We start from the raw sequence: 26,849 nt of genomic DNA, 5'->3' as shown, positions 1-26,849 counted from the left end.
GACACTCGACATGAACACCACCGCCCTCGAACCTTCGGTAGACGTTTTCCAGACTTCGGCCCAGCAAGCCTTCTATTTGCGCGCTCAGGAGCTGGGCGGACAGAGCTTGTTCGCCGCCCTGACCGTTCCGGTCGCCCAGGCTGTGGACGCGCAGGCCTTGCGCCTTGCACTGGACGAGCTGGGTCTGCGCCATGAAACCCTGCGCACGGTCTATCGCCGATTGCCGGGCATGAAGTGGCCTGTGCAAAGCCTGTGCGATGAGCTGCCGGTGACGTTGTCGGGAAGCGTGTCTTCGGTGGCCGAAGCCCTGCGCCGCGGCTGTGAAACCCTGGCTGACGATCCGGCTCGAGTGTTGGTGGTGACGCCCGTACAAACCGCAGAAGGTCAGCATTTCGTCACACTGCTGGCGCCCGCCAGCAGTCTTGATGAAGTATCGCTGCGGGTGCTGTCGGCGGAGCTGGCGAGCCTGTTGCGCGGCGAAACACTGGCCGACAATCAGGAAGATCTGCAGTACCTGGATTACACCGCATGGCAGGAAGAACTGCGCGAAGAAGACATCGGCCTTCAAGGCGCCGTGTTCTGGCGCAACCTGCAACAGCAGTTCGCGCTGGCCCATCATCTGCCGTTTGAAAAAACTGTTGAAGTGACGCTGGCTCGCCATCAGGCCACGCTCGACGACGCGGCATGGCTGGCGGATGTGCAGCGCGTGGCCGGCGCTCAGGGTGTCGAAGCGCAGCGCGTGGCGTTGTTGCTGTGGAGTGCGTTCGTGGCGCGCATCGGCAACCAGGAAAAGTTGCTGATGGGCTGGGAAGTGGCGGGGCGCAACGAGCAGACCGAAGCGACCCTGGGACGTTTCGCCCGGCGTTTGCCGGTGGCCTTCGACAATCGCCGCGACGAGACCCTGGCGCAAGCGCTGGCCTCGTTTGCGGCCAGCGTCGAGCAATCGCTGTCCTGGCTCGACTGCCTCAACGAGTTCGAGCTGAGCGCCGAAGGCACGGCGCCACTGCGTTATGGCCTGGTGTTTCAGGCCGATGCGAACACGAACATCGAAGTGGACGACGCCAACCCGGAAGTCCTGCGCCTGCGGGTTCAGGGTGAGAAATTGCAGCTGTCGTGCCTGGCCGGCGCGGTGCCTGAGTCGATGCTCGCCGCCTGGCTGGAGCAGTTTGTCGAATTCAGCCGCCAGTTGCTGACTTCGCCGGAGCTGACGCTGGGCCAGGCCACTCAGGTCAACGCGGTGCAAATGACCCGTTTGATCGAAGACTTCAACCCGCTGTCCGCCGAGCAGGCATTGCCGTGCCGCTACCTGCAAGACTTGTTCACCGAACAGGCACGCCTGCATCCGCAGCGTATCGCTGTGAGCGTCAATGGCCAGCGTCTGACGTATGCCGAGCTGGATGCACGCTCCAACCAGGTGGCCAATACCTTGCGCGCCCAAGGTGTGGCGCCGGACGAAATCGTTGCGGTCTACGGTCAGCGTTCGCTGGAAATCGTCATTGCATTGCTCGGCACGCTCAAGGCCGGCGCCGCTTACCTGCCGCTCGATCCGAACTACCCGATCGAGCGTCTGGCGTTCATGTTGCAGGACGCCGCTGCGCGTCAGGTGCTGGCCTGCCAGCCGCTGCCGGAAGCGTTGCACAGCGAGCGGATGATTTCGCTGATGCCGCTGGCCGAGGTCTGGTCCGCGTCACAAGAGCAGCCATGTCCGCTGGGCGACAGCGCCCATCTGGCCTACGTCATTTACACCTCCGGTTCCACCGGCAAACCCAAGGGCGTGATGATCAGTCACGCCAACGCGGTGGCCTCGACCCTCGCACGCAGCGCGTTCTATCGTCAGCCGTTGCGCGCCTTCCTGATGCTCTCATCGTTCTCGTTCGACAGCTCCGTGGCCGGGGTTTTCTGGGCGTTGGGGCAGGGCGCGACCCTGTGCCTGCCGGACGAAGACAGCTACAAGGATCCGGCGCTGCTGGCGGCGCTGATCCAGCGTGAAGAAGTTTCCCATTACCTGACTTTGCCGTCCTACCACGCGCAGATTCTGGAGCACCTCGACAGCCATGCCCTGGCCTGTGTGATCGTCGCCGGCGAAGCGTGCAGCAATGCCTTGGTCGCACGCCATCGCGAGGCCTTGCCGCAGGTGGCGCTGGTCAACGAATACGGCCCGACGGAAGGCACGGTCTGGTGTTCGGCGTGGGAACTGCCGCTGGGTCAGGATGACGACACCATCCCGATTGGCCAGCCGATTCCGGGCATGCGCATTCACGTGCTCGGCCCGGACCTGATGCCGGTGGCCGTGGGCGTCGAAGGCGAACTGTACGTCGGCGGCGCCGGCATCGCCCGCGGCTACCTCAAGCGCGCCACATTGACGGCCGAACGCTTCATCCCCGACCTGTTTGCGAAGCAGGCCGGCCAACGCCTGTACCGCACCGGCGACCTCGCACGCTACCGCGCCGATGGTGTGTTGGAGTATTTGGGGCGGGTCGATCATCAAGTGAAAATCCGCGGTTTCCGCATCGAGCTGGGCGAGATCGAATCCGCCATGCGCAGCGCCCCCGGCATCGAAGACGCCGCGGTCATCGCCCGTGAAACGCCGACCGGCCCGCAACTGCTGGGCTTCGTGATTTCCCCGGCCGACACCGCCGACATCCGCCTCAACGAATTGCGCAGCCATCTCGGCGAAGCACTGCCCGAGCATATGCAGCCCGTTCGCTTGCAGGTGCTGGAACGCTTCCCGCTGATGCCCAACGGCAAACTCAATCGCCAGGCCTTACTCGACCTCGACGTACGCCGCAGTGCCTTCGTCGCCCCGCGCACCGACCTGGAAAAAGTCCTGGCGGCGATCTGGGCCGAAGCGCTGCACGTGGAGCGGGTCGGCGTGCACGACAGCTTCTTCGAGCTGGGCGGCCACTCGCTGCTGGCCACGCGGATTCGCGCGCGGATTCAGGAAGAACTGAACCTGGCGATCCCGCTGAAGCTGTTCTTCGAGGGCGACACGCTGGAGCGCCTGGCGGCGGAAATCGAGCGGTTCCGTCAGCACAGTGAACACAAAGAAAACGATGTAGACGCGCTGGAAGCGTTGTTCGACGAAGTGGATGAGGAACACACGCGATGAGTGCTGCACCGGACAGAATGATGACCCTGGCCCAGCGTTTCTGCGGCTTGAGCCTGGAGGCGCGGCGTGCCTTGCAAGAAAAGATGCACGCCCAGGGCCTTACCCTGGAACTGCTGCCGATCCCGCCCAGGGACCCGGCGGTCGACACGTTACCGGCGTCGTACGCGCAGCAGCGCTTGTGGTTTCTGTGGCAGATGCAGCCGCAGGCGACCGCGTACAACCTGACCGGTGCCTTTCGCCTGAACGGTGAGCTGAACCGTGCAGCGCTGGCACAAACCCTCGCCGCGCTGGTGCAGCGCCACGAAGTGTTGCGCACCACCTTCGTCTTCGACGAGCAGCAGGTGCTGCAAAAAATCCATCCGCAGATGGAAGCACCGCTGATCGAGGCCGACGCCGCTGACGAAACCGAACTGCAACGTCAGGTCGGTCTCAACGCCGAGCAGCCGTTCGACTTGCAGCACGGTCCGTTGATGCGCTGCCGGTTGATCCGCCTCGACGCGCAGCAGCATGTGCTGGTGCTGACGTTCCATCACATCGTCACTGACGGCGGTTCGCTGCCAATCCTGTTGCAGGAATTCACTCAACGCTATGCGCAACTGAGCGCGGGGCAGTCGCCGCAACTGCCGGAGCAGGGGATTCAATACGCCGATTTCGCCCGTTGGCAGCGCCTGTGGCTGGAGGCCGGCGAAGCCGAACGTCAGATGGCGTACTGGCGTGAACAACTGGGCCGTGAGCATCCGCCGCTGAACCTGCCGGCGGACCGTCGTCGCCCGGCGATCCCGAGCCAGCAGGGCGCGAGCGTCGAACTGGAGGTGCCGGCCGAGCTAGCGATCAACCTGAAGGATCTCGCTCGTCGCGAAGGCTGCACGCTGTTCATGGTGCTGATGGCTTCGTTGCAAACCCTGTTGCATCGCTACAGCGGTGAACAGGACATTCGCGTCGGCGTGCCGATTGCCAACCGTACCCGTCAGGACGTGGAGAACCTGCTGGGCTTTTTCGTCAACACCCAAGTGCTGCGTACCCAGCCCCATGCCGATCAGCCATTCCTGCAATTGCTGGCCGAGGTCAAAACCGCGGCACTGGGTGCGCAGGCGCATCAGGATCTGCCTTTCGAGCAACTGGTCGACGGGCTCGATGTCGAACGCAGCCTGAGTCACACGCCGCTGTTCCAGGTGATGTTCAACCACCAGCGCGATGCCGGTGGCCAGCAGCGCTGGGACTTGCCGGGCCTTAGCGTCGAACCGCTGATCTGGGATGAAAAGACCACCAAGTTCGACCTGATGCTCGACACCGTGGAGAGCGACGATGGCATCCGCGCCTCGTTTGTCTATGCCACCGAATTGTTCGACGCCGCGACCATCGAGCGTCTGGGGCGGCATTGGCTGAACCTGTTGCAGGCGATTTGCGCCGACGGCTCGGTCGCGTTGGCCGACCTGCGCATGCTCGCCCCAACCGAGCAACAAGCGACTTTGCTGGACTGGAACCGCAGCGCCCCGGCAAACGTGGCCGGCCAATCGCACACGCTGTGCGCGCATCAACTGATCGAAGCCCAGGCTGCCGCGCACCCGCACACCATCGCGGTGACCTGCGACGGCGTGACCCTCAGCTACGCGCAATTGAACCAACAGGCCAACCGCATCGCCCATCGTTTGCGCGAACGCGGTGTTGGTCCGGACGTGTTGGTGGGGATCGCGCTGGAGCGCTCGCTGGAGATGATCGTCAGCGTGCTGGCGATCCTCAAGGCGGGTGGCGCTTATGTGCCGCTGGACCCGGAATACCCGCAGGACCGTCTGGCCTACATGTTGGCCGACAGCGGCACGCGCCTGTTGCTGACCGACTCCGCATTGTTGCCGCGACTGCCGTTGTCTGAAGGCCTCGAAGTGATTTGTCTGGATCACGCCAGTGACTGGCTCAACGAAGCATCTGGTGAGAATCTGCCGAACCTGACCCGCCCGGAAAACCTCGCGTACGTCATCTACACCTCCGGCTCCACCGGCAAACCCAAGGGCACGCTGCTGCCCCACAGCAACCTGACCCGCCTGTTCAGCGCCACCGAGCACGGGTTCGGTTTCAACGCGGACGATGTCTGGAGCCTGTTCCATTCCTATGCCTTCGACTTTTCCGTGTGGGAAATCTTTGGCGCGCTGTTCTACGGCGGCAAGCTGGTGGTGGTGCCGCACGCCATCAGCCGATCCCCGGAAGATTTCGCCCGCCTGCTGTGCGATGAACAGGTTACGGTGCTCAACCAGACACCGTCGGCGTTCCGCCAGTTGATGCCATTTGCCTGCGCCAATGCCCAGGGCATGGCCCTGCGTTACGTGGTGTTTGGCGGCGAGGCACTGGACGTCGCGAGCCTGCGTCCGTGGTACGACGTGTTCGACGACCGACAGCCATTGCTGATCAACATGTACGGCATCACCGAAACCACCGTGCACGTGACGTACCGGCCGTTGTCCCGCGCCGACCTTGACGGCGCCAACAGTTCGCCGTTGGGCGAGCCGATTGCCGACCTGCGCTGGTACGTGCTCGATCCGCGCCTGAACCCGGTGGCCAAGGGTTGCGTCGGTGAGCTCTACGTCGGCGGTGCCGGCCTGGCGCGGGGTTATCACCAGCGCGCCGATTTGACCGCCACGCGGTTTGTCCCGGACCTGTTTGCCAGCGAGGCGGGGGCGCGCCTGTATCGCACCGGCGATCTGGCGCGCTATTGCACCGACGGCAGCATCGAGTACGCCGGACGCATCGACCATCAAGTGAAGATTCGTGGCTTCCGCATCGAACTGGGAGAAATCCAGGACCGCCTGCAAAGCCATCCGGCCATCGAGCAAGCGCTGGTGCTGGCGCCCGAGATCAATGGCAGCCAGCAATTGGTCGCGTGGTTTACCGTCACCCAGGACGTCGCCGATTTGCGCCAGGCGTTGCGCGAGCACTTGCAAGCGGGCCTGCCGGATTACATGGTGCCGGCGCATTTGCTCAAGCTCGACCACTGGCCGCTGACCAGCAACGGCAAGCTTGATCGCAACGCGTTGCCCAAGCCTGACGGCACGCTGGCGCAGCAGGTTTACACGGCGCCAGCGGACGAGATGCAAACCGCGTTGGCGGCGATCTGGCAAGACGTGCTCAAGCTTGAACGCGTGGGCATCGACGACAATTTCTTCGAACTGGGTGGCGACTCGATCATCTCGATTCAGGTGGTCAGCCGTGCGCGTCAGGCCGGGATCCGCATCACCCCGCGTGATCTGTTTCAACACCAGACCGTGGAAAGTCTGGCGAAGGTCGCCCAGCGCAGTGCCGGGCTGGTCATCGACCAGGGCCCGGTGTGCGGCGATGTGCTGCTGACACCGATCCAGCACTGGTTTTTCGAGCAGACCATCGAAACCCGGGACCACTGGAACCAGTCGGTGCTGCTGGAGCTTCGCGAGCCTCTGGACAGCGCCTGCCTGCAACAGGCATTGACCGCGCTGCTGGAGCATCACGACGCGTTGCGCCTGCGTTTGCATCAGGTGGATGGCGTGTGGCAGCAGGCCCAGGCCGAGCACTGGAACAGCGCCGAACTGTTGTGGCAGCGGCAGGCCACGAACGCCGATGAGCTGCTTGATCACTGCAACGCCGCACAAGCCAGCCTGAGTTTGCACGACGGCCCACTGTTGCGCGCCTTGCTGGTGGACATGGCCGCGGACGGCCAACGCTTACTGTTGGTGGTGCATCACCTGGCGGTGGACGGCGTGTCCTGGCGTCTGCTACTCGAAGATTTGCAAACAGCCTACGACCAGGCGCGTCAGGCGCAGCCTCTGCGCCTGCCGGCCAAATCCAGCGCCTATCAGGCCTGGGCGGCGCGTTTGCAAACCCATGCGCAAAGTCCCGAACTAGCGCGCCAAGCGGCTTACTGGCAGCGCCAATACCACGACGTGGTGGTGGACCTGCCCGCCGATAATCCACAGGGCAGCCTGGCCAGCCAACATGCCGTGAGCGTGGAAACCGTGCTCGACAGCACCTTCACCCGCCAACTGCTGCAAGACGCTCCGGCGGCGTATCGCACGCAGGTCAACGACCTGTTGCTGACGGCGTTGTCGCGGGTCCTGGGGGCCTGGATTGGCCAGCCATCAACCCTGGTCAAACTGGAAGGCCACGGCCGCGAAGACCTGTTCGATGACATCGACCTGACCCGCACCGTGGGCTGGTTCACCTCGATCTTCCCGGTCAAGTTGACCCCGACGGGCGATCTGGCTGGGAGCATCAAAGCGGTCAAGGAACAGCTGCGCGCGGTGCCGGACAAAGGCATCGGCTTCGGCATCCTGCGCTATCTGGCTCAGGCCGGTCTTGAGGCGTTGCCGCAGCCGCAAATCACCTTCAACTACATGGGCCAGTTCGATGCCAGCTTCGATGAGCAGGCACCGTGGCGTCCGGCCCGGGAAAGCGGTGGCGTCGAGCAAGGTGCTTCCGCCTCGCTGGACCGTGGCCTGAGCATCAACGGTCAGGTCTACGCGGGGCAACTGCGCCTGAGCTGGACCTTCAGCCGCGAAGTCTTCGCCGAGCACACCGTGCAGCGTCTGGCCGAGGCCTATGCCGCCGAGCTGCAACAGCTGATCGAACACTGCCTCAGCGGTGCCGGCGGCCTGACGCCGAGTGATGTGCCGCTGGTCAGTGTCGATCAGGCACAGCTCGATGCACTGCCGCTGGCGACGCGTGAAATCGAAAACATCTTCCCGCTGTCGCCGATGCAGGAAGGCATGCTGTTCCACAGTCTGTTCGCCCCTGATGCCGGCGCTTACATTCCGCAAATGCGCGTGGATGTGCAGGGCATTGAGGTCGAGGCGTTCCGCAGCGCCTGGCAGCAGACGCTGGAAAACCATGAAGTGCTGCGCGCCGCGTTCTTCAGCGAGAGCAATGGCTCGCGACCGCTGCAAGTGATTCTGGCCCACGCCACGTTGCCGTTGACCGTGCTCGACTGGCGCAGTGAAGCGGATCAGAGGCAGGCCCTGGAACGTCTGGCCGAGGACGATCGCCTGCGCGGTTTCGACCTGACGGCGGCGCCGTTGCTGCGCCTGACCCTGGTGCAGACCGCGAACGACACCCATCACCTGATCTTCACCAACCACCACATTCTGCTGGATGGCTGGAGCACCTCGCAGTTGTTCGGCGAAGTGCTGCAGCGTTATTCCGGTGTGATGCCAGTGGCGAGTGGCGGTCGTTATCGCGATTACATGACGTGGCTGGGCGGGCGTGATCGCGCCGCGTGCGAAGCGTTCTGGCTGGAGCAGTTGCAAGCGTTCAACGAACCGACGCGATTGGCCGGCGCGATGCCGGGAGCGGTCGCAGGGCAGGGCGACGGTCATCGCACCGTTCATCTGAGCCTGGACCGGGCGGCCACCGAGCGCCTGAGCGGGTTTGCCCGTCAGGCCCGCGTCACGCCGAACACCTTGCTGCAAGCGGCGTGGCTGTTGCTGTTGCAGCGCTACACCGGTCAGCGCACGGTGGCGTTCGGCGCCACGGTGTCGGGGCGTCCGAGCGAGTTGCAGGGCATCGAGCAGCAAGTCGGTCTGTTCATCAACACCTTGCCGGTGATCGCCACGCCGCACCCCGAGCGCACGGTCAGCCAATGGGTGGACGAGGTGCAGGCGCTCAACCTCAAATTGCGCGATGTCGAATACACGCCGCTGGCGGATGTGCAGCGCTGGGCCGGGCATTCCGGCGAGGCGCTGTTCGACACGCTGCTGGTGTTCGAAAACTACCCGGTCGCCGAGGCGCTGGAGGGCGGAAATCCAAGCACGCTGAAGTTTTCCGGTATCAGCCATCACGATCAGACCAGTTTCCCGCTCGCCATCGCCGCCGAGCTTGGCGAGTGCCTGGACCTGCGCTTCAATTTCGACACGGCGCTGTTTACTGCTGAGGCCATCGACAGCCTGAGCACTCGTCTGGTGGCGTTGCTCGATGCGATGGTTCGTGAGCCGCAACAAGCCCTGGGCCGTCTGAGCCTGCTCGACGCCACGCAGACCGAGCAGCAAGTGCAAGGCTTCAACGACACCGCCGTGACCTGGCCCGACGTACGTCCGGTCAACCAGTGCTTCGAGGCCCAGGTGCTGAAAACTCCGGACGCTGCGGCGTTGGTGTTCGCCGGTCAGACCCTGACGTATGGCGAACTCAACCAACAGGCCAACCGCCTCGCGCACTACCTGCGTGCCCAAGGCGTCGGCGCCGAAGTGCTGGTGGGGATTGCCGCCGAGCGTTCGCTGGAACTGGTGATCGGTTTGCTGGCGATCATGAAGGCCGGCGGTGCCTATGTGCCGCTGGACCCGGATTACCCGCGCGAGCGCCTGGAGCACATGTTCGAAGACAGCGGCGTGCGCGTGCTGTTGACCCAGCGTCATCTGCTGGCGCAATTGCCGATTCCGGCCGGCACCACGGCAATTTGCCTGGACGACAGTGCCCAACTGGTCGAAGGCTTGAGCGACGAAAACCTGCCGTGCGTGGTCGAGTTGCAATCGCTGGCGTACATGATTTACACCTCCGGCTCCACCGGCAAACCCAAGGGCGCGGCCAACCGTCACGATGCGTTGTACAACCGCATCGAGTGGATGCAGGGCGCGTATCCGCTGGACGGACGCGACACCGTGCTGCAAAAGACGCCGCTCAGTTTTGACGTGTCGGTGTGGGAGTTCTTCTGGCCGCTGATGGTCGGTGCACGCCTTGCAGTCGCCGAGCCCGGCGCCCATCGCGACCCGGCGCAACTGGTGCGTCTGATCGAGCAGTATCAGGTCAGCACCCTGCATTTCGTGCCGTCGATGTTGCAGGCGTTTGTCCAGGGCGAAGGCTTTGAACGTTGCGCCAGCCTGCGGCAGATCCTGTGCAGCGGTGAAGCGCTGTCGGCGGATTTGCAGAACAGCCTGTTCCGCGTGCTGCCCGGCGTCGGTTTGTACAACCTGTACGGGCCGACTGAAGCCGCCATCGACGTGACTCACTGGACGTGCGTCGATGACGGTTCGATCAGCGTGCCGATCGGTTGCCCGATCGCCAACCTGGTGACCTACATCCTCGACGACAGCCTGCAACCGCAAGTGCCGGGTTGTGTCGGTGAACTGTATTTGGGCGGTATCGGCCTGGCGCGGGGTTACCACCGTCGTCCGGACCTCACTGCCGAGCGTTTCGTCGCCAGCCCGTTCGGCGGAAAGGGCGAGCGCCTGTACCGCACCGGCGACCTGGCGCGTTATCGCGAGGACGGCGTGATCGAGTACGTCGGCCGCATCGACCATCAAGTGAAGATCCGCGGCTTGCGCATCGAACTGGGCGAAATCGAAGCCTGCCTGCTGGAACATCCACAGGTGCGCGAGGCGGTGGTGATCGCGCTGGATGTCGGTAAATCCAAGCAGTTGGTGGCTTACGTGGTGGGCCAGTCGTTGGTGCTCGATACGTTGAAGCAGCACCTGCGCAACGCGTTGCCCGAGCACATGCAACCGAGCCATGTGTTGTTGCTTGAGCAACTGCCCGTGACACCAAACGGCAAGCTCGATCGCCGCGCCTTGCCGCAACCCGATCAGCAGGTGCGCGAATACGTCGCGCCGCGCAATGCCGTGGAGGCGACGCTGCAGGACGTGTGGCAGGCCTTGTTCGAAGTGCCGGTCGGCATTCAGGACAACTTCTTCGAACTGGGCGGCGATTCCATCGTATCGATCCAGGCGGTCAGCCGTGCACGCAAGGCCGGCCTGAGCATTTCGCCGAAACACGTGTTCAGCCACCCGACCATCGCTGAACTGGCGACGGTTGCCCAGGCTGTCGACGCCGTTGAAGCGGCGCTGGTGGTGGTTGCTCCAGCGCTGAAACTCGAACTGAGCCAAGCGCAATATCAGGCGCTGGAATTGACGGCAGACGAAGTGGACGACGTTTATCCCCTGTCGCCGATGCAGCAGGGCATGCTGTTCCACTCGGTGCAGGACGGTGATTCGGAGCTGTACGTCAACCAGATCGAAGTGGGCGTGCGTGGCGTTGACGGTCCGCGCTTCCGCGAAGCCTGGGCCGACGCCGCGCAGCGCCACGCGATCCTGCGTACCGCGTTCCTCTGGGAGGGCGACAAGGAGCCGCTGCAAGTGGTGCTGCGCCAGGCGCCGGCGCTGCTGACCGAGCTGGACTGGCGCGGTGTGGATAACCAGGTCGAACGTATGCGCCAATTGGCCAGCGATGAACGTGAACGTGGCTTCTCGCTGAACCGTGCGCCGTTGTTGCGTTTGCTGCTGGTACGCCTGGAAGACGACCGCTATCGGCTGATCTGGACCTACCATCACATCCTCATGGATGGCTGGAGCGTATCGCGCCTGATCGGTGAAGTGCTGAGGCATTACAGCGGCGACGCGCAGGAACCGGTGGCCGCGTATCGCGACTACATCGACTGGCTCGGCCAACAGGTGGCCGAGGCCAGCGAGGCGTTCTGGAAAGGCAAACTCACCGCCCTCGAAGGCGCCACGCACCTGGCCCGCGCATTGCCGGTGAAGGCGCCGCAAGCGGGTTATCACGCGATCTACACGCACCTGAATGCGCAGCAAACCGCGCGTTTGCAGGCGTTTGCCCAGCAACAGCAAGTGACGCTCAACACCCTGGTGCAAGCCGCGTGGCTGTTGCTGTTGCAGCGCTACACCGGTCAACGCACGGTGACGTTCGGCGCCACGGTGTCGGGCCGCCCGGAAACCCTCAACGGTTCGGAGAACATGTTGGGGCTGTTCATCAACACTTTGCCGGTGGTCAACAGCGTGCCGACCGAAGCGAGCGTCGGTGATTGGCTGCGCGAAATCCAGGCCTACAACCTCGACATCCGTGACTTCCAGCAAACCCCGCTCAGCGATATTCAACGCTGGGCCGGGCAGGGCGGGCAGTCGCTGTTCGACAGCATCATCGTCTTCGAAAACCAGCCGGTGGACCGCACGTTGCGTGAGTGGAACGGCGATTCGCTGCGCTTCGAAGACGTCTCCGACTTCGGCCTGACCAGCTTCGCCATGGACTTGATGGTCAGCCTCGATGAAGGGCTGCGCATCGAGTACATGCACCCGCGCGATCAGTTCGACCTGGCCACCGTGGAGGTTTTGCGCAGTCACATGGAAAGCCTGATGCAGCGTCTGTGCGACAACGCCGAGCGCGCAGTGGGCGAATTGGGCTTGCTGACGCTGGACGAAGGCCGGCAACTGGACGGCGAACTGCCGACGCTGGCCGACGACCACGAACGGCCGGTGCACGAACTGATACGCGAGCGGGCGCGCCTGCAACCGGAGCACACCGCATTGGTGCTCAGCTACGCCGACCACGACGCTGAACGCTTGAGTTATGCCGAGCTGGATCGTCGTTCCGACGCACTCGCGGTGCACCTGCTGGAGCAGGGCGTGCAGGCCGAAGACGTGATCGGCGTGTTCATGGAACGCTCGCTGGAACTGGTGGTGTCGCTGTTGGCGGTGATGAAGTGCGGCGCCGCTTACGTGCCGCTGGACCCGCAATACCCGCAGGAACGCCTGCGCTACATGATGGCCGACAGTGACATGCGTTTACTGCTGACCCAGGAGCGTTTGCGTGACACCGCGCAACTCAATCCGGGCACGCCGATGGTCGCCGTGGATCGCTTGAACCTCGACGTCGAAGTGTCGGCACCTCAAAGCAACGTCCACGCCGAGCAACTGGCCTACCTGATTTACACCTCGGGCTCCACCGGCAAACCGAAAAGCGTCGCCGTGGCCCACGGGCCGTTGAGCATGCACGTGCAGGCGATTGCCGAGCTGTACGAAATGGACCCGGGCAATCGCGAGCTGCATTTCATGTCGTTCGCCTTCGACGGCGCCCATGAGCGCTGGATCACCGCGCTGATCAGCGGCTCGACCCTGGTGGTGCGCGACAATACCTTGTGGACCGCCGAGCAGACCCTGGCGGTGTTGCACCGTCAACGCATCAGCGTCGCCTGCTTCCCGCCGGCGTACCTGTTGCAACTGGCCGAACACGCCGAGTTGCAGGGCGGTGATCCGCCGCCGGTGCGCATCTACTGCTTCGGTGGCGATGCGGTGCCGGACGCCACGTTCGAGCGGGTCAAGCACACGCTCAAGCCGCAGTATCTGGTGAACGGTTACGGGCCGACGGAAACCGTGGTCACGCCGTTGCTGTGGAAAATCGCTGCCGACGGCCACTGCGAGGCGATGTACGCGCCGATCGGTCACCGCGTCGGCACTCGCAGCCTGCATGTGCTGGACATGGACCTCAACCCATTGCCGGCGGGCATGGTCGGCGAGTTGTACATCGGCGGTCGTGGCGTTGCGCGTGGCTACCACCGTCACCCGTGGCAAACCGCCGAGCGTTTCGTCGCCGACCCGTTCAGTCGCGACGGTGGTCGCCTGTATCGCACCGGTGACCTGGTGCGCCGCCGCGAGGATGGCGTGTTCGATTACGTGGGGCGCATCGACCATCAGGTCAAAGTGCGCGGCTTCCGTATCGAACTGGGTGAAATCGAAGCCCGTTTGCGTGAGCAAGTCGGAGTCAATGACGCGCTGGTGGTGGTGCGTGACAGCGGCCTGGGTCCGCAACTGGTGGGTTATGTGGTTGCGGCCGAAGACGACGGTCTGGGCCTGCGTTGCCAGGCAGCCTTGCGTGAAAGCCTGCCGGATTACATGGTGCCGACGCAGATCGTGGTGTTGCCGCGCTTCCCGCTGACACCCAACGGCAAACTCGATCGCAAGGCATTGCCCGATCCGACCTTCGAAGGCCCCGACTACGTGGCCCCGCGCACGCCGCTGGAATGGGCGCTGGCCGAAATTTGGCAGCAAGTGCTCGGCGTCGACAAAGTCGGCATCACTGACAATTTCTTTGAGTTGGGCGGCGATTCGCTGCGTACCCTCAAGGTGATCTCGAAAGTGCGTGCGCTGAATGAGCCGGACTTCCAGCTGAAACTGCGCGACATGATGGCCAAGCCGACCATCGCCGGGTTGTCCGGTGTCGATGAGCAAACGGTCAAACAGAGCCCTGAACCACTGTTGCTGTTGAACCAGCCCGTGGACGGTTTGCCGGCGCTGTTCTGCCTGCACGCCGGTTTCGGCACGGTGTTCGACTACGAGCCTTTGGCCCGTCGACTCGAAGGCCAGCGCACGGTGTACGGCGTGCAATGCCGCATGCTGCTCGACCGCCAGTGGCACGACACCTCGCTGCATCAGATGGCCGCGGACTACGTTGGAGCAATCTGCCGCAAACAGGCACAAGGCCCGTATCACTTGCTGGGCTGGTCGTTGGGCGGGGCGCTGGCGTTGCTGGTCGGCGACCTGCTTGAGCAACAGGGCCAGCGGGTGGCGTTCGTCGGTCTGGTGGACAGCTTTGTGCCGACCCAGGCCAACGCCGTCGCCAGTGTCGATGAGTGGCGCGCGGACCTGAGCGAGTTCCTTGGCGCAACCTTGAGCATGGACAGTGATGTCGTAGCCCGGGCATTGAGTGTCGAAACTGCGGGTGATCAGGACGCGGTTGCACGGATCATTCGCACCGTGATCGACACCGAGGGCGAGCAGGCCAGCGGCTACGCGTTGCTCGGTGCCGATGAGCTGGCGCAGACGTTCATGGTCAGCACCCGCTTGAAGGCGTTGTCACGGCAGGTCGAGAGCTTGCCGCTGCCGCACGCCGAACTGTGCTGCTGGTGGGCCGATGGCAACCCGACCGCCGAACGGGCGACGCTGGAACGTCAGCAACCGCGGCTGCGCAAGGTGCAAACCGTCACCGCGAGCCACTTCGATATCCTGCAACGGGAGGAATGCCTGAGCGCCGTGGTCGCGGTACTTGATCGGGAGGTGGTGTCACAGCCGTAACGCTCAAGAAAAATACCGAGGCATGCAAAAAACATGTGGCGAGGGAGCTTGCTCCCGCTGGGTCGCGAAGCGGCCCCAAAAAAGGACTGCTGCGCAGCCCAGCGGGAGCAAGCTCCCTCGCCACAGAAGAGCATTGTGCTTGTGTGCCCTAATGAACGGCCTTCACCGTTCGTTTATAGGGCGAGCTTTTTATTTTTTGGAGACGACTGCCCATGGCACTGCACCCGGACATCGAAGGGTTTCTTGAACTGGCCGAGTTCGGCCGCCTCACCGGAAAAAGCCTGCCCATGCACGAGCTGAGTCCGACCGACGCGCGCCAGCAGTTCGAGCAAACCTCGCAGCTGCTCGATGCTGCACCGATGGGCGCGCTGACCGTGACTGCGGTGAGCATTCCGGCCCGCGACGGCCATCTGCTCAACGCGCGCCTCTACGCTCGCCCGTCGCTGGGCACGCAGGAGCGTCCGGTGCTGCTGTATTTCCATGGCGGCGGATACGTGGTCGGCAGCCTCGATTCCCATGACACCCTGTGCCGGCGCCTGGCATTGGCGGGTGGTTTTGCAGTGCTGTCGGCGGATTATCGACTGGCCCCGGAACACCGTTTCCCTACCGCTTACCACGATGCCGAGGACGTGACACGCTGGCTTGCGACTACCGGCGCCAGTGCTTTGGGGCTGGACGCCATGCGCATCGCATTGGCGGGGGACAGCGTCGGTGGCAGCCTGGTGGCCTCGTTGTCGATCGCCATCGCGCAGAATCCACAAGCCTGGCCGCTGACGCCACGGCTGCAAGCGTTGTTGTACCCGGTGATCGACGCCGTGGAAAAACGCCCGTCCCTCGCACGTTTTGCCGATGGCTATCTGCTGGAAGCAACCACGCTGGAATGGTTCTACCAGCAGTATCAACGCAACGCCGATGATCGCCGCGACTGGCGCTTTTCACCGTTGTTTGCCGAGACCTTGCAAGGTCTGACGCCGACGGTGTTGTGGCTGGCCGAATACGACCCGCTGCTCGACGAAGGCCTGGCCTGGGCCGAAAAATTGCGTGCGGCGGGGCAGCCTGTGGTGCTGGACGTGAAAGCGGGCATGACCCACGACTTCGCGCGGATGGGGGAGATGGTTCAGGAAGTGCCGGGGATGCTGGAGCAACTGGCGGGGCAGATTACTGAAAGTCTGGGTTGATGGGCAGGAATCGTTCCCACGCTCTGGTGGGAACGATCATGTCACCGGACTAATGCGTGTCCTCTATCGGATCCAGATGGTCCAATGCCCGATTCACCGTCAACTCCGCCAGCATGATCACCTGCGAAATGCCCAGCAGTGAATTGCGCGACGACCCCGTCATATGATCAGCCAGATCATTGGCCATCACCTCGGCCGAGGCCAACGATTCACACGCATAACCCAGCAGGGTTTCGATATCGAATTCCGGATTGACGATGAACATTGTGCTGAGTGTGCGCGGGGTGGGTTTGATGTCGGCGATTGAGGGTTGGAAATCAGGAGTGGGGGCGGTGGGTGAGTCGAGGTTTTCTTTGGGGGAGGCCGGATCGGTTTCCGGCGGGTTTGGTGTGACCTTGGGCATATTTAGATTCCTGTTGTGGGCCGGAACCTCTTCTCTACTAAAAGAAGGGGTGGCAGCTGTACGCAGGTTAGTAGACCGGGGAATCTAAGAAGCCGGCGTGCCCGAGGGCACCCTGCGTACAGCTACCATCAAAATGCAGGAGTAAACCTGATTGATAGCGCGTTGTACGTCTTAGATTAAGCCTCGGGCTACTAAACCCGATCACTGATGGGCAGTGACAGGAATAAAGTTATAGAGAGGACCCATGACGCACAAGCCGGCGGATTCTGGCGTACCTGTAGGCAACGACGCAAGGTGATGTAGCTTTCACGAAGTAACCTGTAGGCCGCTTAAACAAACTATGCCGAACAGCATTAATAAGCGGCTGCACGGTTCCTACACCCAAGGTAAATCGCGTAAATATCGGGGAAATTTCCGACATGTTTTTAGGCTTGGCGGTCGGAAGTTCGGCGTGTAGCGTGGTGGCTCCCCTATTCGCGGGTAGAGGTGTACTTCGTCTCACCGGAGGTGAATATTAGCGCCGACTTTTCCCCCATCGTTTCAGCGTTCGAAACCAAAGAGCAAGCCGTCAGCTATAACCGTTGGTTCCGTGCCAGGGTGCAAGCTTCGCTCGATGATCCACGCTTGAACGTCCCCGCACAGGTGATGACTGAGATGCGAGCGCTGATCGAATCAAAGCGCCACAAGCGTGATGATGGTTGAATATCGGTTCGCCACCTCCCTTTACGATCAGCAAATACACGGAAAGACGCACTCATATGGACTGCCTGATTCGAATCGCCACAAGCGAAGATGCAACCGCCATAAGCCGAGTCATTATTGACGCGCTACGCGAAACCAACGCCCAGGACTACACGGCAGCAATCATCGAACAAGTGGAACAAAGCTTCTCCCCGGAGGCCATTCTTCGCTTACTGACTCAACGCCAGGTTTACGTGGCAACAGTCGACCATCACGTTGTTGCAACCGCCAGCCTTAATAAGGACGTTGTTCGAAGCGTATTCGTCGACCCGCTCTATCAGAGGCAGGGTATCGGAAAACAGTTGATGGTGATGATTCAGTCAACCGCCGCCAGCGGTGAAGTCAAATTTCTGCGCGTTCCTTCTTCAATCACCGCAGAAGGCTTTTACGCATCGCTTGGCTTCAAAAAAGTGCGGGACGAATTTCACGGCACCGAGCGCACGATCATCATGGAAAAGGGGTTGGAGCAGTAGTTCACGCTTCTGCTCTGCAAACAATCAGTTTGAAAACCGTTGCGTGGGGAGTTAATGATGAATGAAGAACAAACCTTTATCGAGCACCTGCAAAAATTTTCAGAAGAACATCTTGAACATAAAAAGCACCTTGAAAACCTGGGAGTGTACTTCAGGGAAGTTGCAGGTAGTGTCGAGGATTTACATGTGGGACATGATAATTCGCTTCCATTCCTGATTAAAATTCAGGCGCAAAGCCTTCTGGGGATTTTAGAAGACCTTAATAGCAGCCTAATATCGTCGTTGTCGAAAGGCTTATATTCTTCAGTGGAAGCCTTGTCCAGGGTTGCTATCGAAAACGCAATAAATGTCATGTATATCTGTGGCGAGGACGATACGTTCAGAGCCAAATCCCTGCTAAAAAGTTATGTGACATCTTCTCGGGAAAGAGGAGAGAAATGGCTTAAGTATTCAGTTATTGAGAGGGATAGCGTTGCCGAAGACCGGGCAAACACTTTTCTCGAAACGCTAAAGACAGCCAAAACCTTTCTGACGTTCTTCAACGACCCGAATGTGAAAGGGTGGCCCGACGCGCGTGCTCGCTTCAGAGCTGTCGGAATCGAAAATCTTTATCATGTGTTATTCGCACCTTCGTCTAATGCCGTGCACGGGTTTTCTGAAGATGTTTACAATCTTACGTACGTTGAGTTCGTGCCAGTTCAATTCAGGCAGAAAATGTTTAACAGTTACAATGCTGAAAAAACATCGTTTGCCTATTATTTGGCTACAAACGCGATTCTTCTTTATTGTGAGGCAGTGTTCAAGTTGTCATTGAAAATGGAGAACGAAGACGTGGCGGGAAAACTTTTTGATGTTCGAGAGAAATTGTTCAAGCTAATCAGCGAGCATGAAGAGCTGACTGCTGCTTACTACGGAAAGATAGATAAAAACGCTCCAGCAACTAATTGATTGCCGTCGAAAGAAAAACACTTTCCCTCCACCAGAATTTATCCCGCTCCAACATATCCAACCTCAAAAACAAAACCGGGCCGCAAGCGGCCCGGTGGTATGTAGGTTTTTGACGATCCCGAAACTCAGTACTGAGCCCGCAACGTCAACGTCAAATTCCGCGGATCCCCATAGAAGTTAGTCCCCCACGACCCATCCACGCGATCATAGTACTTGCGATCAAACAGGTTGTTGCCAGTCAGTGTCGCCGACAGGTTCTCGTTGAACTTGTAGCCCACCTGCGCGGTGGCGATGCCGTAGCCGCTTTGTTCGAAGCGCACATCACGCTGGTACCAGGTCTTGCTGACAACGCGCACGCCGCCGCCGACGCTGAAGTCTTTGAGCGCGCCATCGGTGAAGTCGTATTTGGTCCACAGGTTGAAGTTGTGTTTAGGCGTGATGGTGCTGAAGGTGTTGCCTTCGGTGGCGTCGTCAGATTTCACCAATTTGGTGCTGGTGAAGGCGTAGCCGGTGACGATGCTCCAGTTGTCGGTCAGGTTACCGCTCAACTCGGTTTCCCAGCCCTGGCTGCGTGCCTTGCCTTGTGCTTCGTTTCCTCCTGTATCGGCGTTGAACTCGGCGCGGTTTTCATCGTAGATGCGGAACATCGCGATGCTGGCGTTCAGGCGGCCGTCGTAGAATTCGCGCTTGAGGCCGATTTCATATTGCTTGCCTTTTCGCGGTCCGATGGGCGTGTTGTCGCTGCCGAGTTCGCTTTGTGGCTTGAACACACCGGTGTAGCTGGCGTAGGCCGACAGTTCCGGGGTCAGCTTGGCGATGATGGCGCCGTATGGCACGACCTTGCGGTTGATGCTGGTGTGGGCCTCGCCGAAATTGTTGAAGAAGGCGTTGGCGTTCTTGGCGTCGCTTTCGTACCAGGTCACGCGGCTGCCACCGATCACGTCGAGCCAGTCGGTGACGTTGAACTTGGCGCGGGTGTAGAGGCCGTACTGGTCGGATTTGGACCAGTTACCGTTGACCCGCTCATAGTCGTTCTTGGGAATATCGATACTGCCCGGGTTGTAGACGTTGATCGGGAAGTACTCGCCGCCACCGTATTCGAAGTCTTTGTCCAAGTGCTGATACTCGGCGCCCACGGTGAACTCGTGCTGGCGATCAGCAAACTCGAATGGCGTGGTCACGAAGCTGTCGACGCCGATGGTCTTGATGTGGGTGTAGTAGTCGTACGCCACGGCCGAGCTATCACCCGTAGCCGGATCGACCGTACCGTCGGCCCAGGTGAAGTTTCGCTGCGGCGTTTCAGCGTCGCGGTAGGTGACGGTGGTCTTGAACTGACCGCCGTTGTCCAGCGCGTGATCGACCTCGGCGAAGGATTCCCAGACTTTCTCGTTCAGGGTGTTCCACTTGGCATCGACGAAGGTCGAGCGCGACACGTCCAGCAACTTGCCGTCGGCAAAGGCTGGCAAACCGAACGCTGGCGTGGAGTGGTTTTGCTGGTAGGCGCCGCCGACCGACAGGGTAGTGGACGGGTCGAGGTCGAATTCCAGGCGACCATAGACCATCGGGCGTTCGTTCTGGGCGGAGTCGACGAAGGATTTGTTGTTCTCGTAAGCGGTGATGAAGCGACCGCGCACGGTGCCCTGATCGTTCAACGGGCCGGTGACGTCCACCATGGAGCGGTAGTGGTCATAGGAACCTGCGCCCAGTTCGCCGCCGAGGGCGAATTTGTTCAGGGCGCGCTTGCGCACCACGTTGATGGTGCCCCCAGGTTCGCCAGCGCCTTGATACAGGCCCGACGGGCCACGCAGCACTTCGACGCGGTCGTACATGGCGAGGTCGAAGCTGGTGCCCATGTCGCCCTGGCCGGTCGGTTGCGACACGCCGTCAACCTGCACCTGGTCGACGAGGAAGCCGCGCATGTAGACGTCGTTCAGGCTGGAACCGGAGTTGTACGTCTTGATGGTGACACCGGTGACCTGGCGCATCGCGTCTTGCAGGCTGTTCATGTTCTGGTCGTCCATGCGCTGGCGCGTGACGACGGACACCGACTGCGGGATGTCCTTGAGCTTGATATTGCCCTTGCCGATGCTGACTTCATCGGACGTGTAGGAATGCGTGCCTTCAGTCGTCGGCCCCGGTGCCACGCCGGAAATCGCGGTCGCGCCCAGTTGCAGCGCGCTGGAGTTTCCCGCAATTGGAACCAGCGAGACAGTGTTGCCAGTCAGTTGAAACGTAATGCCGCTCCCCAGCAGCAATGTGTTCAATGCCTGTTCCGGCTCCAGATTGCCGGAGACCGCCGTCGATTTGAGGCCGTTGACCATGTCCTGGCTGTACAGGATTTGCAGGTCGGTCTGTTGACCCAGTTGCTGCAGGGCGCTGGCCAGCGACTGCGAAGGAACGTTGACGTTCACCGGCGCTGCCTGGACTTCAGACGTGCCCAGCAGCAACAGGGTCAGCAACGCACCCGGTACGACTGTTCGGAATTTCTTTTGCGACGCGATGGCCATTGCCAACGGCGCGCGGGACAGGGTAGGGCTTTGCATTGCTCAAATCGCTCCTGAGGTGTGCAGTTTTTTAGTTAATGATAATTATTATTAGACGCGTCGCCGCGGTGAAACCGGAAAACAAACTCCGAAAAATCGTCAGGCGATGCGATTTCAGCCGAACTCAGGCGGTTGCCCGCTCAGTCACCACGCGGCCCGACTCCATGCGCACCAGCTGATCGGCCATGTCGAAATAGCGATCGTCGTGGGAGATGACGATGATGGTTTTGCCCAGGCGCTTGAGGTCCGGAAGCAGCTCTGTGTAGAAGATCCGGCGGAAGGTCGGGTCCTGGTCGGCCGCCCATTCGTCGAACACCAGCACCGGCCGTTCCTCCAGCCAGGCATTGACCAGCGCCAGGCGTTTACGCTGGCCGGTGGACAGGTCGGTGGTGGTGAAACTGCCGTCCTTGACGCTGACCTTGTGCGCGATTTCCAGACGTTGCAGGTAGGTGTTGGCGTCTTCGGGGATGTGCTGGTCGCCCTGCACCACGTCATCGAACAGGTAGTAGTCGGCAAAAATCGTGGTGAACAATTGGCGGTAGTCGTCACGGTTCTGCGCGTCGATGCTGTCGCCGTTGAGCAGGATGGCGCCCTGTTGCGGCGCATACAGGCCGAGCAGCAATTTGATCAGCGTGGTCTTGCCGCAGCCGTTTTCGCCGACGATGAAAATGATGTCGCCCTGTTCGATGGTCAGGTTCACCGGCCCGAGGCGGAACGCTTCGCTGCCTGGTGCGGCGGGGAAGGCATAGCTGACGTTGTCCAGTTGCAGGCTGTTGACCACGGCAGGTTTCTTGCCGGTATCGTTGAGCAGCAGGTGCGGTTCGGGCGAAGAGAACTGGTTCGACAGTTCGGCGATGCGGCGGAAGGCAATCCGCGCCCGGCTGACCACCGGCAAGGTGCCCACCAGATGCTCGATCGGGCCTTTCATGTACAGCAGCACCAGGACGAAGCCGCTCATCACCGACTTGTCGGCGCTCGGCCAGAACGATTGCAGGGCCAGCGCCAGGCCGATGACCACGAAGAACAGCATCGACCCCAGGGTCTTGGCGATCACGAAGGTATTGATCGAGCGCACTTGGGTGTTGCAGATGAAGTCGGCCGTGCCCTGGATACCCGAGGTGAACATGCGCTGGCGGCGCGGACGGTGAATGCGCAGTTCCTTGGCGCCGCCGGCGATGGCGTTGTAGTGCTTTTGCAATTCGTCTTCGGCGTCGCGGGCGGCCATGAAGCCTTTGATGCCCTTGGCCTGTGCGTAGAACTGGATGCCGGTGCCGATGGCAATCGCCAGCACCATCATCAGGAACATCGGCCACGACAGCAGCGCAAGGTAGCCCATGCAACCGAGGGTTACGGTCAGGGAAATGGCCAGCGGCGCGAAGGCGAAGGCGAAGTCGCTGATGGTGTCGACGTCATGGGTCAGCACCGGGATCAAGCGGTGGCTGCGATAGCGTTCGATCTGTTCGATGGGGGCCGAAAGAACCTTTTCCCCCAGCTCTTTGCGCAGCTTGGCAATGATGTGCTGGCCGACATAGTTGGTGCCGATGTCCGAGCAGATCGAACTCGCCAGGGCCAGCAGGCAAAGGCCGCCGAACAGCGCAACCACGCCTTGGGTCAGGCCGCTTTGCGAATGCAGCGCGTTGTTGATCGTGGCCAGCAGCACCGTCACGCTCAGACCGCCCACCATGCCCAGAATGATCGACAGGCTGACCACCAGCCGGAACGGTTTCAGGAGGGTGAACAATTCATGAATTGCACCGCGCGCAGGCTGGGTCTTGAGGAAATGCATTTGAGGACGGTCCCTTGGGTCGTGAGGCATACCCAGTAGAACGTGTGGTCAGGCGTTTAATTTAGACGGCCGCCGACTGGCGGCGGCCGCAGGGGGAGGGGGCTCAGCCTTTGGACGGCAGCTCGCGCACCACACGGAAACCGATCCAGTCGCCACGGGTTTGCGGGTAGATGTTGTTGCGGTTGCCGGAACGCGAGAACACCGGCGCTTCGCCCCAGTCGTTGCCGCGAATCTGCAGGGCTTCGCAGTTGGGTTCGACCCACGCGCTGCCATCGGTGGGGGCGCCGACGTAATCGCTGTGTTCGCAGTCGGCGATCCACTCGTAGACGTTGCCGTGCATGTCGTACAGGCCGAAGGCGTTGGGTGGGAAGCTGCCGGCCGGGGAGGTGTAGCTGTAGCCGTCGGTTGGCCCGTAAGTATTGGCATGGGTGGCGATGCTGTACTCGGTGCCTTCGTCGAACGGGAACGGGAACGGCCCCGTTGAACCGGCTCGGGCGGCGTACTCGCGCTGGGCCTCGCTGACGATGTGGTAATGCTGGCCGGTCTTGAGCGACAGCCACGCGACATACGCGCTGACCTCGGCGAAGTTCATGCACACCGCCGGCTGACGCGGGCCCTGTGGATAACGTGGCTTGCTGTTGATGCACTCGCGGCCGGGGCGGGTGTCGCCACCGGGAAGGGTGATCCCGGTTTCCTTCATGTATTGGTCCCATTCACCGGCGGTGATCTGGTAACGGCTCATGGCGAACGGCTTGGCGAACGTCACTTCGTGCATCGGGCCTTCATCGGGCTCGCGACCGACTTCACCTTCCGGCGTGCCCATGGTGAAGGTGCCGGCGGGCAGCACCACCATTTCCGGGCAGTTGCGGCAGTCCTTGAACACTGTGCCCGGCAGCGGCGCAGTGGAAGCCAGGGCTGCGCCGGGCAACGCGGGGCCGAGCAATGCCAGCAGGGTCAGCGCCCGCCATTGCGGGTTCGGCGCTCCGAGTCTGTGCAGGATGTTTTTCATGAGCATTCTCGCTAAAGGAAATCTGCGTTTCAGAGTGTGCTGCCCAACAGCGCCATGACGCGATCGATGTGCGCCTCGGTGTTGAGCAGACCTGGGGACAGACGAATGATCGGGCCGACATCGCGGTCGACGGCATCACAGACCACGCGCTGGTCCATCAGGAAGTTGGCGACTTCCTCGCAGTCGCGGTTCTTGATCCGGAAGAACGTGAAGCCGGCGGAATACTCGAGCGACAGCGGCGTGACGAGCTCCACCGACGAATGTTCCTGCAAGCGCCTTTTCAGGTAGCTGTTGATCTCGTGAATGCGCGCCTGAACCTCGGCCTTGCCCAGGTCCAGATGCAATTTGAACGCTTCGGTCAGCGCCCAGCGGTGTTCAAACGAGTGATAGCCGCCGTAGGTCATCACGGTCGAAAACGTGGTGGCTTCGGAGAACGTCGGAATGGTCGGCGTGATGTCCTTCATCTCGTCCGAGCGCGCGCAAATGATCCCGGTGCCCCGTGGGCCGAACATCCATTTGTGGGTGCCGGCGATGAAGTAGTCGCAATGCATGTCCGGGAAGTCGAGGTTTTCCACGCCGAAACCGTGGACGCCATCGACCACATAAAGGATGCGATCCTTTTCCTCACGGTCGCGGTTTTTCTCGGCGACCAGTTTGCCGATCTCGCCGATGGGCAGCTTCACACCGCTGCCGGAGTGCACCCAGGTCATGCCGAGCACGCGGGTTTCGGGGCGGATGTTGCGGGCAATCGAAGCCAATATTTCGTCGGTCGAAACCTTGGACGGGTCTTCGAACAATTTGATTTTGCGAACCTGGGTGCCGTCCTTTTGTGTGCGGAATTCAAACACGCTGTTGGCGGCGTAGTGCTCATGTTCGCTGGTCAGGATTTCCTGATCCGGGCGCACATGGATGCCGGCGTAAATCATTGCCAGACCTTCGGTGGTGCTGCCGGTCAGGGCGATCTGCGACGGCTTGGCTTTCAGGTAACGGCCGGCCCACACGCGGACTTCTTCTTCGCGGCGTTCGGTCTCGCCGCGATGCCAGTCCATCGCCAGGCCCGGGTTACGGTCGAGGTTGGCGCGGTGCATCTCGATCGCCTCGCGCACCGGCCGGGGGTGTGAGGTCACCAGAAAGTTGGCGAAGTGCAGGTAATCGGGGTCCTGGTCGAACAGCTGACGGAACTGCGCCCATTTGTCTTTGGGCAGCGGCGCCGGCATGGCGGCCAGCGCGGGCAGGCTGACGGCGGAGCTCAGGGGGATGCCGGCCGCGATAACGCCAGCCTGCTTGAGGAAGGTACGACGGTTGGTCATGAATTCGGTTCGCTTGGCAAAGGTGAATGTCAGTGTTTGGCGACAGGCCGGGAAGACTTCTGCACCTGGTCCCAGACCCGCAGGAAATTGCCGCCCCAGAGCTTGGCAATGTCGGCCTCGCTGTAGCCGCGACTGATCAACTCGGCGGTCACGTTGCGTGCCTCGCTTACGTCTTTCCAGCCGTTCAGGCCGCCACCGTCGTTGAAGTCGGAGCTGATGCCGACGTGATCGATGCCGATTTTCTTTACCGCATAGTCGATGGCGTCGCCGTAATCCTTGAGCGTGGCCTTGGGTTCTTCATCGATGATGCCGTAGAGCTGACTGGCGTATTCGCCGAAACGCTGTTCCGACCACACGGTGATCACCGGGTCGCCCGGCATCAGCGCCATCTCCAGGCCTTGCAGCGGTTGCAGGTCGAAACGGGCGCGCAGGGCGTTGAGTTTGTCTTGAGTGTCTTGGCTCAACGGCTTGATGTAGGTCGGGAAGCCGACGATCTGCACCACGCCGCCGCTGTTCTTGATCAACTGCATTTCCTGGTCGCTGAGGTTGCGCGGGATGTCCACCAGCGCCCGTGGCGCCGAGTGCGAGGCGACCATCGGCGCGCGGCTCAATTGACTGACTTGCTCAAGCGCTTTGGTCGACATTTGCGACACGTCAATGATCACGCCGAGGTCGTTCAGGCGATGCACCGCTTGCTTGCCCAGCGCCGACAAACCGCCCAGGGCGTCACGGGAATCATTGAAAAACGGCAGCGGCCGGGACGAATCGGCCCAGGCGTTATTGCCCACGTAACTGAAGCCGAACATGCGCATCCCGCGGGCGGCCCACTTGTCCAGCGCGTTGACGTCGTTACCCAGCGGGTAGGCGTTGAGCATGCTGATGAACACGGCGAACTTGCCCTCGCCGTGCAGGCGCCGGAAATCGTCCGGGGTGTAGGCGATGGCGACCTGATTGGGGAAGTCGCGCACCAGGGTGTTGATGATTTTGTAGCGGGTTTCCTGCTCGTGACGGGCTTCGTCGATGAACCCGGCCGTTGGACGATGCGGGGCGTTATCGCCGTTCCAGATTTCCGGCCAGCCGAAAATGGTCAGCGCCGCGCCTGACAGGCGACCGCGTGCGGCCTTGACCAGGTCGAACTGGCCGCTGCCGTCCTTGTCGGCCTCGTTTTCGGCGGTGCCGAAATCCATCGGAACGGTGATGTGGCTGTCGAACGAGAGGATGCGCTCTTGCAGTTCATCGGCCTGTTTCATTACCGCGACCGGGTAGCCGGGGTTGTCGTTGAGCCAATAGTCCCAGGCCGCAAATCCTGCCGCGCCGGCGATGGCCAGCGCCAGGGGCAGGCCAATGAAAAGAGCCTTTTTCGAACGAGGTTTTGTCATTGCCATCTCAGTCAGGTTCGCCGTCGAGGGTGCAGGCGCGGAGCCTTTGCTATCTGGGAAGAACGAGTGGCCAAGGCCAGAATTTAGTCGTTTGTGCGAGCGTCATCGCGAGCAGGCTCGCTCCCACACTGATTGAGTGAACGCAAGATCACCTGTGGGAGCGAGG

The 26,849-nt window shown here is 61.5% G+C and carries 12 protein-coding genes; 6 read left to right on the top strand and 6 right to left on the bottom strand.

Annotated features, from left to right (window positions below):
- Positions 1–10: 10 nt before the first annotated feature.
- From ACM1ZW_RS30925 to ACM1ZW_RS30915, 3 genes are all read left to right on the top strand, one after another.
- On the top strand, positions 11–3,109 hold the full coding sequence (locus ACM1ZW_RS30925) for a non-ribosomal peptide synthetase (RefSeq protein WP_416739965.1): 3,099 nt from the start codon (positions 11–13) through the stop codon (positions 3,107–3,109).
- Positions 3,106–14,913 (top strand): amino acid adenylation domain-containing protein, encoded by an 11,808-nt coding sequence (locus ACM1ZW_RS30920; RefSeq protein WP_416739964.1) that lies wholly within the window; start codon positions 3,106–3,108, stop codon positions 14,911–14,913. Before ACM1ZW_RS30925 ends, ACM1ZW_RS30920 begins: the two co-directional genes overlap by 4 nt.
- A gap of 212 nt (positions 14,914–15,125) precedes the next feature.
- Positions 15,126–16,091, top strand: a complete 966-nt coding sequence (locus tag ACM1ZW_RS30915) for an alpha/beta hydrolase (RefSeq protein ID WP_416739963.1) — start codon at positions 15,126–15,128, stop codon at positions 16,089–16,091.
- A 49-nt stretch (positions 16,092–16,140) separates the two neighbouring features.
- On the opposite strand, the gene ACM1ZW_RS30910 is transcribed toward ACM1ZW_RS30915, so the two are convergent.
- Positions 16,141–16,494 carry a DUF6124 family protein gene (locus ACM1ZW_RS30910; protein WP_017337595.1) on the bottom strand — a complete coding sequence of 118 codons (354 nt, stop codon included), beginning with the start codon at positions 16,492–16,494 and terminating at the stop codon, positions 16,141–16,143.
- Positions 16,495–17,007: 513 nt separating this feature from the next.
- Here ACM1ZW_RS30910 and ACM1ZW_RS30905 point away from each other — a divergent pair.
- Genes ACM1ZW_RS30905 through ACM1ZW_RS30895 form a run of 3 tightly spaced genes read left to right on the top strand, consistent with a single transcriptional unit; the run spans position 17,008 to position 18,656 of the window.
- Positions 17,008–17,196: an antitoxin gene (locus ACM1ZW_RS30905; RefSeq protein WP_416740864.1), complete on the top strand. Its 189-nt coding sequence runs from the start codon at positions 17,008–17,010 to the stop codon at positions 17,194–17,196.
- A gap of 56 nt (positions 17,197–17,252) precedes the next feature.
- The gene (locus ACM1ZW_RS30900) at positions 17,253–17,708 is read left to right on the top strand and encodes a GNAT family N-acetyltransferase (RefSeq protein WP_414879173.1); all 456 of its coding nucleotides are present in this window, start codon (positions 17,253–17,255) and stop codon (positions 17,706–17,708) included.
- Between the two features lie 57 nt (positions 17,709–17,765).
- Positions 17,766–18,656 carry a DUF5677 domain-containing protein gene (locus tag ACM1ZW_RS30895; protein ID WP_416739962.1) on the top strand — a complete coding sequence of 297 codons (891 nt, stop codon included), beginning with the start codon at positions 17,766–17,768 and terminating at the stop codon, positions 18,654–18,656.
- Positions 18,657–18,781: 125 nt separating this feature from the next.
- Here ACM1ZW_RS30895 and ACM1ZW_RS30890 read toward each other — a convergent pair whose 3' ends face one another.
- The 5 genes from ACM1ZW_RS30890 to pvdM all read right to left on the bottom strand — a co-directional run bounded on the left by ACM1ZW_RS30890 (position 18,782) and on the right by pvdM (position 26,683).
- Positions 18,782–21,199 carry a TonB-dependent siderophore receptor gene (locus tag ACM1ZW_RS30890; RefSeq protein ID WP_017337600.1) on the bottom strand — a complete coding sequence of 806 codons (2,418 nt, stop codon included), beginning with the start codon at positions 21,197–21,199 and terminating at the stop codon, positions 18,782–18,784.
- A gap of 124 nt (positions 21,200–21,323) precedes the next feature.
- Positions 21,324–22,985 carry a cyclic peptide export ABC transporter gene (locus ACM1ZW_RS30885; protein WP_017337601.1) on the bottom strand — a complete coding sequence of 554 codons (1,662 nt, stop codon included), beginning with the start codon at positions 22,983–22,985 and terminating at the stop codon, positions 21,324–21,326.
- A gap of 103 nt (positions 22,986–23,088) precedes the next feature.
- Positions 23,089–23,994 carry a formylglycine-generating enzyme family protein gene (locus ACM1ZW_RS30880; protein WP_416739961.1) on the bottom strand — a complete coding sequence of 302 codons (906 nt, stop codon included), beginning with the start codon at positions 23,992–23,994 and terminating at the stop codon, positions 23,089–23,091.
- Positions 23,995–24,023: 29 nt separating this feature from the next.
- Entirely contained in the window at positions 24,024–25,304 is a 1,281-nt protein-coding gene (locus ACM1ZW_RS30875) for an aminotransferase class V-fold PLP-dependent enzyme (protein WP_416739960.1), read from the bottom strand.
- Positions 25,305–25,333: 29 nt separating this feature from the next.
- Entirely contained in the window at positions 25,334–26,683 is a 1,350-nt protein-coding gene (gene pvdM, locus ACM1ZW_RS30870) for a pyoverdine-tailoring dipeptidase-like protein PvdM (RefSeq protein ID WP_017337604.1), read from the bottom strand.
- Positions 26,684–26,849: the final 166 nt, after the last annotated feature.

Origin of the sequence: Pseudomonas sp. NFX71 (assembly GCF_048079215.1) — a bacterium.
Classification (GTDB): Bacteria; Pseudomonadota; Gammaproteobacteria; order Pseudomonadales; family Pseudomonadaceae; genus Aquipseudomonas; species Aquipseudomonas fluorescens_B.
This window is presented reverse-complemented; position numbering and strand designations above follow the sequence as displayed.